General features: G+C 68.1%; 1 protein-coding gene. It reads right to left on the minus strand.

The window, feature by feature from the left end:
- A partial coding sequence (locus TN53_RS42820; protein ID WP_046264330.1) for an aromatic prenyltransferase occupies nt 1-337 on the minus strand: 337 nt, incomplete at its 3' end.
- Between the last annotated feature and the right edge of the window lie 49 nt (nt 338-386).

A 386-nucleotide genomic window follows, 5' to 3' on the forward strand; every position in this document is an offset into this window, starting at 1 on the left:
CGACGACCCCGAAGTCGATGCCGCTGAACCCGATGGGGAATCCCGCGTGGAGTTCTGCCAGCAGGCTGCCGACGGGGTGGTCGGTCGCCTCGATCAGGCCGTTCGACAGGGCGACGGCGTACGGGTCCAGGTCCGGCGGGAGCATGGTGAAACGGCAGTCGAGATCCCCCGCGTTGCGCTCCCCCGTCGCCACCCGGAAGGCGACCACGGCCTGCTCGAGCGTGTCGCCGTAGGCGGACAGGATCGAGCGGACCGTCTGCGCCGAGCAGGGCACTCCCACCAGTCGGGAGACTTCCTCGATGATCGAAAGGTCTGCCGGGTCGGCGTTGTCCCGCATTTTCCCACCGTTCGGTTGTCGACACGGATCCCATGGGGTCGGCCATGAG

The sequence above is a fragment of the Streptomyces sp. WM6386 genome (assembly GCF_000972385.1).
GTDB lineage: Bacteria > Actinomycetota > Actinomycetes > Streptomycetales > Streptomycetaceae > Streptomyces.